The following is a 12,794-nucleotide window of genomic DNA, read 5'->3' on the forward strand; positions in this document are numbered from 1 at the left end:
CGCCCAACCACGGGTAGGTCCCGTGGGTGTCGGGCCTGGTCAGCGACCCATCAGCCTCAGCGCCTCGGCCAGTGCCGCCTTCGCCTCGTCCACCTTCGCCTGGTAGGTGGCCAGGTCGCCCTTACGCAGCGCTGCGTCCGCGGCCACGAACGCCTCCTGTGCTTTGGCCAGCTGCTCCACCGCCGCCGGGTTGTTCGGCTGTGCCGTGCCGGTCGGCGTGCTGGTCGGAGACGGTGTGCTCCCTGGCGTCGACGTACCGGACGGCGTCGGCGAGGCGGTCGGCTGCTCACCGGTGTTCGCGCCGGCGCTGCCGGCGAACACCTCGTCCAGCGCCTGCTGCAGGGTGTTGCCGATGCCCACGTGCGCACCGAACCGGACCACCACGTAGGTCAGCGCCGGGTACGAGCCGGTGTTGCCCTGGCGCATGGTGTAGATCGGCGCCACGTACAACAGGCCGTTGCCCATCGGCAAGGTCAGCAGGTTGCCGTAGGTCGCCGACGCCGCGCCCTGGTTCAGGAACGGACGCAGGGTCTCGGCGACCTTGCCGTCGATGTTGATCGCGTTGAAGGTCTGCCCCGGCCCGTCGATCTGATGGGTGTCGGACATCCGCAGCACCCGCAGTTTGCCGTAGTCCGGGCTGGTCGCCTCGGCCACCACGGACAGATAGCTGGCCAGGTTCGACCGGTTCTTGGGCACGAACACGGTGGTCTGGCTGAACACCGGGCTCTCGTCCTTGGGCCACTTGATGGACAGGTAGTAGGGCGGCTCTTTCGCGTCCGCGCTGGCCTTGACCGGGTCGTTGGGCACCTGCCACAGGTCGGATTGCGCGTACCAGGTCTTCGGGTCGGTCATGTGGTAGCGGCTCAGGATCTCGCGCTGCACCTTGAACAGGTCCTCCGGGTAGCGCAGGTGGCTGAGCAGGTCGGAGCTGATCTCGCTCCTGGGCTGCACGGTGCCGGGGAAGGCCCGCGCATACGCCTGCAGGATCGGGTCGCTCTCATCCCACGCGTACAGCGTCACCGAGCCGTCGTAGGCATCCACGACCGCCTTCACCGAATTCCGGATGTAGTTGATGTTGGCGTCCACCTGCGCGCCGACCACGCGTGACTGGGTGTCGGCGGACGAATTCCGCAGATTCACCAACTGGCTGTTCGGATAGCTGCTCGAGGTGGTGTACGCGTCCACGATCCACACCGTGCGGTTGTCGACGATCGCCGGATATATGTTCGAGTCCACCGTCAACCACGGCGCAACCTCTTGCACCCGCTCTTTGGGCGTCCGGTTGTAGAGAATGCGCGACTGGCTGTTCACCCGGTCGGACAGCAACAGGTTGACGTCGGTGAATTTCGCCGCGTAGAGCAGCCGGCTGAACGGGTCGCCGATCGGCACGCCGCCCTTGCCCGCATACACATTCGACTGGCCGTTCGGGGTGTCCAGCTCGATCGGATCCTGACCTTCTTCGCGGCCGACGATCGCATATTGCGTCGACTGTTCGCCGAAATAGATCCGCGATTCGAAGTCGGGGAGCTTGCCGCCCTTGGCCACCGGAATGTCCTTCACGATCCAGTCCGGCGAGCCGTCGGTCTGCCGGCGGTTGCCGTAGGCCATCACCAGGCCGTAGCCGTGGGTGTACACCGTATGGATGTTGTTCCAGTTCGGGTCGGGCAGGCCGCCCAGGTTCATCTCGCGAGCCGCGACCACCACGTCGGTCTCTGTGCCGTCGATCACGTAGCGGTCGACGTCCAGCGCCTCGGGGAACGTGTAATAGCCGCGCACCTGCTGCAATTGCTCGTAGGTCGGCCCGATCACCGCGGGGTCCATCAACCGGATGCCGGGCAGCGCCTCGGCGTCCGCCTTGAGCTGGCCCGCTTCGACGTTCGTGTCCGCCTCGTAGTCGGTGATCTCCGTCTTGTCGATACCGAAGGCCTGCCGCGTCATGTCGATATGCCGCTGCATGTATGGGCTTTCTCGGTCCGGCTGGTTCGGGACGACCACGAACGACTGCACCACGGCGGGATAGATCAAGGAGAGGATCAGGCCCGAGACCACCATCAGTACCACCGCGGCGGACGGATAGATGCCCCGTTTGATCACCGGATTGGCGAAGAACAATGCGGCGACCAGGAACGAGATCACCGCCATCACCAGCTTGGCGCCGATCCGGGCATGGTCGTCGGTGTAATGGATGCCGGTGAACAGCGTGCCCTGACTGAGCAGCATCGCATACCGATCGAGCAGATTCTGCAGCCCGTAGAGCACCAGCAGCACGCCGGCGAGCACCGACAGATGGACGCGCGCTGCCTGCGCCAGCTCCGGCCGTCCGGTGGCACGCACCAGCCGCAGCCCGCCGGTGGCGAAATGCACCACGATCGCGCCGATCAGGCCGAAGGTCATCGCGGTCAGCAGAAACGACAGGAAGCTCTGCCACACCGGCAGCTCGAAGACGTAGAACTTGTAGTCGAGGCTGAAGGTCGGATCGAGGAGCCCGAAGGGCACGGCGTTGAGCCAGGCCAGCACCGGCAGCACCTCGGTGGTGGCCGACATGCCGGCCAGCACGGCCAGCGCCAGCGCGGGGATCGCGACGGCGAATTTGGCGTTGTGCTCCAGCAGTCGCCGGTAGGCGTCCAGGACAGCGCTCTCACCGCCAGCACGGGCCGGCGGGCGAAGCCGGATGGCCAGCCACATATTGCCGCCGACCAGCACCGCCATCAGCGCGCCGACGCCGAGGAAGAGCAGAACCCGGGTCATCAGCTCGGTCGAGAACACCGTTCCGAAGCCGATCGAGTCGAACCACAATTTCTCGGTCCACACCTGAGTGAAGACCGCGAACAGGATCAACAGCAGCGCTGCGATGCCGAAGGTCAGCAGCAGTGGCGATCGTCGGTGGACACTTGCAGGCAGGCTCACGCGGGGTCTCCTTGTTCGGTGTCAGTCCAATGTACGTGCCAGCGCGGTCGCCAGCCCGGGAACCAGATCGGTGCCCGACAACAGGTCATCGGGATGGCTGCGGATGCGCGCCACGCCATGGGAATCGCCGCCGCGGAGCGCCCCGACGACGACGCGGATCTCTTCGCGTCCCGGATGCGTCCTGACCTGATCGGACGCCGCGGCGTCGGGCAGGTCGGCGTCGGCCGTGCCGGGCAGGAAGAACCGCTCCAAGCTGAGCGCCACCCCGGACACCGTGGCCGGCCAGGCGATTCTGGCCAGCGCCTCGCCGAGGTCGGAGCCGCCGGCGAACCCGTCCTGCTCGATGGCGGACAGCTGACCCGGTTGCGGATCGAGACCACCGGTCAAGTGCTCGGCCAAGTGGGGTTCGGCCGCGATCAGCTCGGTGGTCGGCACCAGCGCGAACAGCCGTGCCGGCTGATCCCAGCCGACCCCGGCCACGTGTCGCTCGATCTCCATCAGCGCGGCGATCAGCGCATCGGATGTCACGAGCATCCCCTGACATTGCCAGCTAGGGCCGGATCTTTGAGGTCCTCCAGCGCCGCGATCGCCTCGGACAGCGTCGCCACCCGGACCAGCCGCATCGACGTGGCAAGGCCCAGCACGTCGGGGCAGTTCGCAGCAGGGACCAGGAAGACGGTCGCGCCGGCGGTCTCCGCCCCGGCGATCTTCTCCTGGATGCCGCCGATGGACCCCACGGTGCCGTCGCCGGCGATGGTGCCGGTGCCCGCGACCGAGCGGCCGGCCAGCAGGTCGCCGGGCGCCACCATGTCGTACACGGCGAGCGCGAAGATCAACCCGGCACTCGGACCGCCGATGTCGGGGCTGATTCGGAACGCCACCCGCGGAGCGTAGGAGTAGCCGATCGCCAACTCGATGCCGACCACGGGCTGCGACGGGTTGGCGTGCGACCCGACCGTGATCATGGTCGGCGCCAGCGCCTGCCGGTCGCGCAGGATATCGAACACGACCGCCTCGCCGACGGCCGACTTGTTGATCGCATCTCGCACGTCGGCGATGGTGCGCACCGTCTGCTTGTTGACCTTCAGGACGAAGTCCCCGGGCTCCAGCCGGCCGTCGGCCGGGCTTCCGTTCGAGATCGCGGTGACCATCGGATACTCCACGACCTTCTCGCCCGCAGCCCGCAATGCGGCAGCCACCGCGGCCGACTGCGAGTCGTCCATCATCCGGACGTCTCGCACCCGGATCTCGTCGACACCGATTCCCGGCGGGTACACGGCATCGCGCGGCAGCACCTCACGGGACGACAGCCAATAGGACAGCAGGGCCTCCGGCAGGGTCAACTGGCTGTCGGCACGGGTCACCGACACCGTGGTGAGACGCAGCTGACCGGTGGTGGCGTGCGTAGGAACTCCCTGAATCTCGACCCGCGACTGACCGTCGACCGGTTCGAAGAGATTCACCGTGGTACCGGCGGACCAGCTCACGAACGGCACCGGAGTCAGCGACACCACGGCCGCCAGAGCCACGAACAGCAGGGCTGAGACGGCGGCCGTCCAGGTCTGCTTGGTCACCCCCCGACCCTACCGGACTCGCCCGGTGCCGACCGCCCGCCGACTCCTTGCCAGGTGCGAGACAATGAACGGGTAGGACGCCGGTGTTGCCGGCATGACGATCCCAACCCTCGACCTCAGGAGCCCAGCCATGGCTACCGACCCGGACCTCCCCGACAACGGCGACCGGCCGCCCGAGGAGAACCCGCTGGCGCAGTTCCTCGCCCAATTCGGCATCACCCCCGGCCCGGACGGCGAGTTCGACATGACCACCCTCACCCAGCGCCTGCAGGCGGTGATGGCCCAGTTCCAGACCCAGATGGCCGGCTTCGGACCCACCGACGCCGCCAGTGGCATGAACTGGACCTTCACCAAGGACATCGCCCGGCGGGTCGCCGCGTCGCTCGGACCCGACCCGACGCCGTCGACGGCCCAGGGCACACAGGTGCGGGACGCCGCCGGTCTGGCCGATCTGTGGCTGGACGAGGAGATCGGCTTTCCCAGGGTCAGCACGCCGGCGGTCGCCTGGAGCAGGGCCGCCTGGGTGGAAGGCACCTTCGCGACCTGGCAGAAGCTCGCGAACCCGATCGTCGCCTCGCTGTCGGCCGCGCTCGGTGCGCTGATGTCGCGCGAGGCAGGGCCGGGCGAGGAGTTCATGAAGCCGATGGTGCGGGCGGCGGCGTCCGGCATGTTCGCCGCACAAGTCGGCCAGTCGCTGGGCAGTCTGTCGGCAGAGGTGCTGAGCATCAGCGACATCGGGCTGCCGTTGGGGGCCCGGCCGCAGGTGGCCCTGCTGCCGACCAACATCGACGTCTTCGGCGCCGAACTGGAGTCGGTGACGGCGGCCGACGTGCTGCTCTTCCTCGCCCTGCGCGAGACGGCCCGGCAGCGGCTGTTCGCCGCGGTCGGCTGGCTCGGACCGCAACTGCACGCGCTGGTCGAGCACTACGCCCGCGACATCACCATCGACACATCCGCCTTGGAACAGGCGATCGAGCAGCACCTCAGCGCCGCGATGAGCGCCGACGATCTCGAACGCGCCGGACAGACTCTGGCCGGCAAGCTGTTCGAACCGGCGGTGACCCCCGAGCAGACGGAGGTGCTGGAGCGGCTGGAGACGCTGCTCGCCCTGGTCGAAGGCTGGGTGGACGAGGTGGTCGGTCACACGATGGGCCGGTGGATGCCGAACGGCCATGCGCTGACCGAGATCGTCCGGCGCCGCCGGGCCGCCGGCGGTCCCGCGGAGAGCGCACTGAAATCCCTGGTCGGCTTGGAGTTGCGGCCCCGGCGCACGCGTGACGCCGCGAATCTGTGGGCCGCCGTCCGCGCCACCCGCGGCACGGAGGCCAGAGACGCCGCCTGGAATCACCCCGATCTGATTCCGACCTCGGCCGATCTGGACGACCCGCTGGGCTACGCCGAGAACGGCCATGTGGCCGCGCCGGACGAGCTGGACGCCGAACTGCAGAAGCTGCTCGATCAGGAGCGCGGCGAGGGATAACCGGCGGTGGCCAGCTCGTCCTCGGACAATCACCAACGTGCCCGATGCACGCGCGATGCCGATCATTCTGCGACGCCGTCTGCTGCGTCGCACGACGTATTTTTCCGAGGTCGTGGCGTGATCGTCACGACGGCGTCCGACGCCTTCGTCCAGCGATCCGGGTGCCGTGTTGACCAGCCGCCCGACCCCTACTACGGTCTTTCCGGACGAGGCCTTCCGGCCCACTCCGCTCGCAGGGGAAGGCAAGCGGACGAAGCCGGGAGGCCTCGTCCTCGTCGCTCGCGCGACCACCGGCGACGCGCCAGACCCCTGAACGTCGCACTCTCACCCGTGCCGTATGCTGAACCGGCAAGCCGCGCCGTGAACACTGCCGGCGCACACCATCAATAGGAGGAAATGACGTGGCCGACGACACCTACAGCGGTTCGTTCTACTGCGTGAAGTGCAAAGACCATCGCGACGCCAGCGGCGACGTGACGGTCAACGCGAAGGGAACGCGGATCGCCAAGGCCAAGTGCCCCGTTTGTGGGACCAATCTGACCCGCTTCCTGCCCAAGGCCTGAAGTACGACGCCCGAAGGCGCCGCACCTGGTGTGCGGCGCCTTCGGCATGTCCGGACGGTCTCCGCTACCCGCGGCCGGTGAGGTGTTGTCAGTTTCGGCGATGGTGTTGTCAGTCGTCGCCGATCCGGTGACGTGGCCGGGGCCGTCGTCCACGATGAGCGAGTGGTCCCCCGACAAGCCGAGCAGTGGCAGCTCACGGCTCCCCTGCCTGCGCTGCGGCGCCCGGACGGCGTCCTGCAGCTCGGCCTGGAACCACCGGCCGGCCTGATCGTCGGCCGCCTGCCGCCTCGGGCGGAGAAGGTCATCGACGCCTTGCTCAAGCCTTGCGAGCCGGACCGCATCGAGCTGATCGCCGGCCCGGCGTCCCGGCAATGGCTGCCCCAGTTGCTCGGCGCCCTGGAGCGGGCCGGTCTGCTGCGGCGCAGCATTCCGCCTTCCGAGCCGGTCACCGTGGTGGGCACCGGACGTCTCGCGCTGCTGGTCACCCGGCTGCTGCTGGCGTCCATCGCCGAACCTGTCCGGGTGGTCTGGCCCGGCGTCCCCGATACGCCGACCGTGCTCACCCGACTGCTCAAGCAGCACTCCAACCGGCTCAGCGTCTCCGGTCACACGGGCGGCGAGGAGACCGGGCTGGTGCTGGTCTGCGCCCGCGCCTTGGAGCCGGACCGGGCCGTGCTGCGCCAGGTCGGCGGCCGGGCTCAGCTGGTCGTCTGCGGCACCGATCTGGGAGCGAGCGTGGGCCCGCTCGTCGTCCCCGGCCGCACCCCCTGCCTGCGTTGCGAAGATCTGCACCGCGCCCGCCGCGATCCCGCCTGGCCGGAACTGCTGCTGCAGCTCAGCCGGCCGCGACCCGTGGACGCCCCCGTGCCAGACCTGCACTGGGCGGCCGGTCTGGCCGTGCTCCACGCGGCCTGTTGGCTCGCCGGCGGGCTGCCGGACTCGCTCGGAGCCACCCTTGCGCTGGACGCCGAACGCGCGCTGCGGATGCGCCGGCTGCGACCACACCCGGGGTGCGGCTGCGGCGCAGTCAGCTAGGTTCGGCCGCTCCGCGATGTTGGCACAATGGCGCCATGGACGGCCCGGAGGACAGCACCGACGACCGGCAACTGCCCACCTCGTCGCTGGCGCGAGCGTCCCGCATGCTCTCACTGCCGCTCGGTGCAGCCGGACGCCAGGCGGTCGGGCTGGGCCGACGGCTGCTGGGCGCCGACGCCGACCAGGTGGACGCCGAACTCCGCGGGGCGGCCGCCGAGCAGCTGTTCGCCGTCCTCGGCGAGCTCAAGGGCGGCGCAATGAAGTTCGGTCAGGCGCTGAGCATGTTCGAGGCGTTCCTGCCCGAGGAGGTCGCCAAGCCCTACCGGCAGCATCTGGCGAAACTGCAGGACAGCGCTCCCCCGCTGCCCTCGTCGCGGGTGCAGGCGGTGCTGCGCAGCGAACTCGGCCCTGGCTGGCGCGAGCGGTTCGCGTCCTTCGATCTGCGGCCGGCGGCCGCGGCGTCCATCGGCCAGGTGCATCGCGCGGTGCTGGCCGACGGACGTCCGGTGGCGGTCAAGATCCAGTACCCCGGCGCCGACCGGGCGCTGCGTTCCGACCTGCGTCAGATCGAGCGGCTGGCGAGTGTGGTCGCGCCGTTGGCCGGCGGGGTCGACGTGGTCACGATGAGCCGCGAACTGGCTGCCCGGATCGCCGAGGAGGTCGACTACACCCTGGAGGCCGAGAGTCAGGCGCAGGCGGCGTCCGCTTTCGCCGGGGACGCCGAGTTCGCGGTTCCCCAGGTGCATCACGCCACCTCGCGGGTGCTGATCAGCGACTGGCTGGACGGACGCAAGCTGGCGTGGGTCGCCAACGACGAGGCGACCGAACGCAACCGGGTCGGGCTGGCCTATGTGCGCTTCCTGTTCGCCGGACCCGCCCGGGCCGGGCTGCTGCACGCCGACCCGCACCCCGGCAACTACCTGGTGCTGCCCGACGGCCGGCTCGGCGTGGTCGACTTCGGACTGGTCGCCCGGTTGCCGGACGGGCTGCCGTCCGCGATGGGCCGGCTGATCCGGCTGGCCATCGATGACGACGCAGACGCCATGACGGCCGGGCTGGCCGAGGAGGGCTTCATCGCCCGCGACGTGGACGCCGGCGAGCTGCTCGGCTACCTGGGTCCATTCGTCCAGCCGGCTCGGGTCGAGGAGTTCCATTTCGACCGGGACTGGATGCGCGAGCAGTTCCTGCATGTCCGCGGCAGTTCGACCCGTGACGGGGTGGCGATGAAGCTGACCATCCCGCCGGTGTATGCGCTGATCCACCGGGTCTGGATGGGCGGGATCGCCGTCCTGGCACAGCTGGACGTGACCGCGCGGTTCCGCGGGGTGCTGGCCGAGCTCCTGCCCGGCTGGCACGACTGATCGGATCTCCCGTCATCCCACGAGGACCGGCCCCTGCCCGTCATCCCGGCGAACGCCGGGATCTCGGCCCTGCTAGTCGGTGTTGAGGATCGCAAACACCGGCTCGGCGTATTTGTCGGCCTTGGAGCGGCCCACCCCGGCGATCGCCAGCAGTTCCTTCTCGGTACTCGGGCGGGCTTCGGCGATGGCCATCAGGGTGGCGTCGGTGAAGACGCAGAAGGCGGGCAGCCCGGCTGCCGCGGCCTCTTGCCGGCGCCATTCGCGCAGCAGTTCCCAGGTGTGTTCGTCGTAGTTGGACGGGCATGCGGCATGCCTGCCGAGCTTCAGTTCGGCGCCGGCGGCCAGCGGTTCGCCGCACACTCTGCAGGTCAGACTGAGCCGGCTGCGCTGCTTCCGTCCGCCACCGGACGCCGGGCGTGCCGGCTCGATCTCGGGCCGGATGCCGTCCAGGAACCGGGACGCCTTGCGGCGTGCTCCGCCGCCGTTGCGGGAGGTGGCCCAGGACACCCAGAGGTGGCGTTTGGCGCGGGTGATGCCGACGTAGAGCAGGCGCCGTTCTTCTGCGACCTGCTCGGGCGATTGGGCGAGCACGAACGGCAAGGTGCCCTCTTGGACGCCGACCAGCGCGACCCCTTCCCATTCCAGGCCTTTGGCGGCATGCAGGGTGGACAGCGTGACGCCGGCACCGGACGGGGCATGTTCGGCACGGGCTCGTTCGTCGATCTCGGCGAGCAGGTCGATCAGGGTGGCGTCTGGGTGCTCGGCGGCGAACTCCTCGGCGAGACCGAGCAGCGCCGCCAGCGACTCCCAACGTTCGCGGGCCTGGCCCTGGCCCGACGGTGGTTCCGCCGTCCAGCCCTGGCCGGCGAGCACCCCGCGCACCGCCGCGATCAGGTCCTCCGACTCGGCCGCGACCTGTCCCTTGAGCGCGACGACCGCCCGGCGCACCTCCTGCCGCTGGAAGAAGCCCTCCGAGGCCCGCAGGCTGAACGGCACACCGGCCTTCGACAGCGCCGCCTCGTAGGCCGGCGACTGGGCGTGGATCCGATACAGCACGGCCAGTTCGGACGCCGGCACGCCGTCGGCGATCAGTCCGGCCAGCCAGGCGGCGACCTGGGCCGCCTCGTCGGCCTCGGTGGCGGCCTGGGTGAACCGGGGCTGAGGACCGTTGCCGCCCTGCGCGACCAGCCGGACGCCTTCGGCCGGACCGCGGGAATGCAGCACCCGGTTGGCCAGGTCGACCACCTGGCTGGTGGAGCGGTAGTCGCGCACCAGCCGGATGATCTCGGCGTCCGGATGGCGTACCGCGAACCGGGTCAGATAGCTGGAACGGGCGCCGGCGAAGGAATGGATGGTCTGGGCGGCGTCCCCCACGACGCACAGGTCGGGCCGTTCGGCGAGCCACAGTTCGAGCAGCTTCTGCTGCAGCGGGCTGACGTCCTGGTATTCGTCGACCACCAGATGTCGGTAGGTGCGCCGCACCTGGGCGCGGACGTCGTCGTGGTCGGAGAGCAGCGCCACCGTGCAGAGCAGCACGTCGTCGAAGTCGATCACCCCGCGGTCGCTCTTGATCTGCTCGTAGCGGCCGTAGATGCGGCCGACCGCGGTGGCGTCAACGCCCGACACCTCCCGGCCCTCACTGCCGGCCAGTTCGGCGTAGTCGACGGGCGGTACGTTGCTCACCTTGGCCCAGCTGATCTCGGTGAGCAGGTCGCGCAGGGTGCCCGATTCGGCACGGTGGCCGAGTTGGCGTCCGGCCGCCTCGGCCATCATCCCGGCGCGCTGCTCGCTGACCCGCGGCAGTTCGGCGCCCATCGCGGCCGGCCAGAAATACTGTGCCTGCCGCAGCGCCGCGGAGTGGAAGGTGCGGGCCTGCACCCGCGGGAATCCCAGGTTCCGCAGCCGTCCGCGCAGCTCGCCCGCGGCGCGGGTGGTGAAGGTGACCGCGAGCACCGCGGCCGGATCGTAGGCACCGGTCGCGCAGCCGTAGGCGATCCGGTGCGTGATGGCGCGAGTCTTGCCGGTTCCGGCGCCGGCGATCACCGCGACCGGCGCGCCGAAAGTGGTCGCCACGGCCCGCTGTTCGGGGTCGAGGGCGGCCAGCAGGGCGTCGGGATCGGGCACGTCGGACACTCTAGAACGCCGCTCTCACAGAACTCGCGGCGCGGTCGCTCAGCGAGGCCGCGAGTCGACCAGCCAGGTGAGGACTCGTTCCCCCTGCGACCAGTCCTGCAGATCGTCGGTTCCCCGTGGGGTCACGCGATATTGCTGTCCGGTCGGGGAACGCCACCAGAACACCCCGCTGCGCGGCTGCTGCAACCGCCAGCGCCCCGCGGTCTTGGCCCGGTGCACGCGACGGGTGAGCGGTCCCAGGTTGTCGGGCCTGGTCTGGCCGACAGCGCCGGGGACAAAGGGAACGGTATGGTCCAGGTCGAGCTTTCGGGCCGGACGGGACGAGTGCGGAAAGACCTCGCATCCGTCGCGCAGCACCACCGACTCGCGGATCCGCCGCGGGATCTCGTAGTTGTCGACGGCCTCGTCGGTGCCGGCGTGCAGCACCGGCGTGATGGTGACGCGGTGGGTGCCGAACAGTTCGGCGAGCTGCGCCTTGGTGACCGGGCCGAGCGTCTCGGAACGCGCCACCGGAGAATCCGGCGAACTGTCGTCGGTTCCGGTGATCATGTCGGGGCTGAGGTGGAGGTACACCGTGGTGCGCGGCAGGTGACGTTCGTCGTCGGCGCCGCCCAATAACGCCTGGGCACGCGCCGGGGTGGCGAGGATGCCCAGGGCCTTCGCCCTGCGGAGGTCGAGCGGATCGGCGTCGCCGAGCCGTCCCAAGGTCGTCGCGATGGCACGGATGGTGGCCTCCAACTGCTGCGCATCGGTCGTGTCGACGCGCGCCCACACCTCTGATACCGCGGGGTCGCCCGTGGGGGCCGTGTTGGCGAATCGTGTGGAGCGGGCCTTCCTGGTCGCTTCTTCGACTTTGTCGGGGGCCACCTGGGCGATCAGCCCGCGGGCCAGCCGCATCAGCCGGGGCCAGGCGATCCGTCCGTATTTGCCCTTCAGCCGGTCGTCGACACGCAGCGCCTGATCGAGGGTCAGGTCGTAGGTCGCGCACAGCTGGACCAGCTGGAAGCCCCGGTAGGTCGCCACACTCCCGCTGGTCACCGCGTTCCACAGGTACGGATGCCGGGCGTGCAGATTGAGCACATCGCGGACCAGCCAGGTGGCTGCGGTCACCGACCGCCCGGTCGCGGCGGCGATCTCCAACGGAAGGAACTCCCCCACTCGCCGCGTACCGTCAGCACCCAGTCGGACCGGACGCTCCCCGACCACGTCGAACTCGTCGTCGGTCGTCCACTCGTGGGCCACGGCGAGTTCGAAGACGGCATGGAGTTCCTCGCCGTCCGCGAGCCGGCGAAGCTCCGCCGCACCGCGCAGCCGGTCGACCGCCGACGCGGCTCGATCCTTGGCCAGACCCTCATTCATGTGTTCGATTATATGAGGTTCACGCCTAGATGTCCAGGTATTTCCATGGCGTTTTTTTGACTATCCGCGATGCACGCCCCATCCACGAGCGGCACCTTGGCGCTGGGAGAGATCGCGCCCTCGCGGTGGCCTTGCGCAACACCGCACCAAAACTCACCCCGTGGTTGCATCCCGAACTGCGGGGTCGATCCGCCCAATTCCCGACGCGGACGGAGCTGATCTGAACTCCACCAGCGGCGACTGGCGGCTTCCTCGGAGCGACTACGCGCGCGTGCTCCTCGACACCGCGCTGGACGCGACAGCGACGCGCCAGGAAATAGGCGTGAACGGCGCGAACTAGCTGTTGATCTCGCACGTCAGGCCACTGCCGCCCCGAGGACTG

General features: G+C 69.4%; 9 protein-coding genes. 4 read left to right on the forward strand and 5 right to left on the reverse strand.

Translation table 11 applies throughout. The features are described 5' to 3' along the window. Nucleotides 1–39: 39 nt before the first annotated feature. Genes QM619_RS00585 through QM619_RS00595 form a run of 3 tightly spaced genes read right to left on the reverse strand, consistent with a single transcriptional unit; the run spans nucleotide 40 to nucleotide 4,481 of the window. Nucleotides 40–2,907 carry a UPF0182 family protein gene (locus QM619_RS00585; RefSeq protein WP_415103237.1) on the reverse strand — a complete coding sequence of 956 codons (2,868 nt, stop codon included), beginning with the start codon at nucleotides 2,905–2,907 and terminating at the stop codon, nucleotides 40–42. Nucleotides 2,908–2,928: 21 nt separating this feature from the next. Beyond that, nucleotides 2,929–3,435 (reverse strand): PPA1309 family protein, encoded by a 507-nt coding sequence (locus QM619_RS00590; protein ID WP_415103239.1) that lies wholly within the window; start codon nucleotides 3,433–3,435, stop codon nucleotides 2,929–2,931. After that, entirely contained in the window at nucleotides 3,432–4,481 is a 1,050-nt protein-coding gene (locus tag QM619_RS00595; protein WP_415103241.1) for a PDZ domain-containing protein, read from the reverse strand. The genes QM619_RS00590 and QM619_RS00595 overlap by 4 nt, the downstream gene beginning before the upstream one ends. 130 nt (nucleotides 4,482–4,611) lie before the next feature. On the opposite strand from QM619_RS00595, the gene QM619_RS00600 reads away from it, so the two are divergent. The 4 genes from QM619_RS00600 to QM619_RS00615 all read left to right on the forward strand — a co-directional run bounded on the left by QM619_RS00600 (nucleotide 4,612) and on the right by QM619_RS00615 (nucleotide 8,920). Continuing rightward, nucleotides 4,612–5,961, forward strand: coding sequence for a zinc-dependent metalloprotease (locus tag QM619_RS00600; RefSeq protein ID WP_415103243.1), 1,350 nt, complete (start codon nucleotides 4,612–4,614; stop codon nucleotides 5,959–5,961). 401 nt (nucleotides 5,962–6,362) lie between these two features. Next, the gene (locus tag QM619_RS00605) at nucleotides 6,363–6,524 is read left to right on the forward strand and encodes a DUF5679 domain-containing protein (protein ID WP_298132887.1); all 162 of its coding nucleotides are present in this window, start codon (nucleotides 6,363–6,365) and stop codon (nucleotides 6,522–6,524) included. A gap of 162 nt (nucleotides 6,525–6,686) precedes the next feature. Beyond that, nucleotides 6,687–7,559 carry a hypothetical protein gene (locus tag QM619_RS00610; RefSeq protein ID WP_415103245.1) on the forward strand — a complete coding sequence of 291 codons (873 nt, stop codon included), beginning with the start codon at nucleotides 6,687–6,689 and terminating at the stop codon, nucleotides 7,557–7,559. Between the two features lie 35 nt (nucleotides 7,560–7,594). After that, nucleotides 7,595–8,920, forward strand: a complete 1,326-nt coding sequence (locus QM619_RS00615) for an ABC1 kinase family protein (protein WP_415103247.1) — start codon at nucleotides 7,595–7,597, stop codon at nucleotides 8,918–8,920. Nucleotides 8,921–8,992: 72 nt separating this feature from the next. Here QM619_RS00615 and QM619_RS00620 read toward each other — a convergent pair whose 3' ends face one another. Further along, on the reverse strand, nucleotides 8,993–11,044 hold the full coding sequence (locus QM619_RS00620) for an ATP-dependent DNA helicase UvrD2 (protein WP_415103249.1): 2,052 nt from the start codon (nucleotides 11,042–11,044) through the stop codon (nucleotides 8,993–8,995). Between the two features lie 48 nt (nucleotides 11,045–11,092). Then, on the reverse strand, nucleotides 11,093–12,412 hold the full coding sequence (locus tag QM619_RS00625; protein WP_415103251.1) for a hypothetical protein: 1,320 nt from the start codon (nucleotides 12,410–12,412) through the stop codon (nucleotides 11,093–11,095). Between the last annotated feature and the right edge of the window lie 382 nt (nucleotides 12,413–12,794).

The sequence above is a fragment of the Micropruina sp. genome (assembly GCF_047606665.1).
Lineage (GTDB): Bacteria > Actinomycetota > Actinomycetes > Propionibacteriales > Propionibacteriaceae > Micropruina.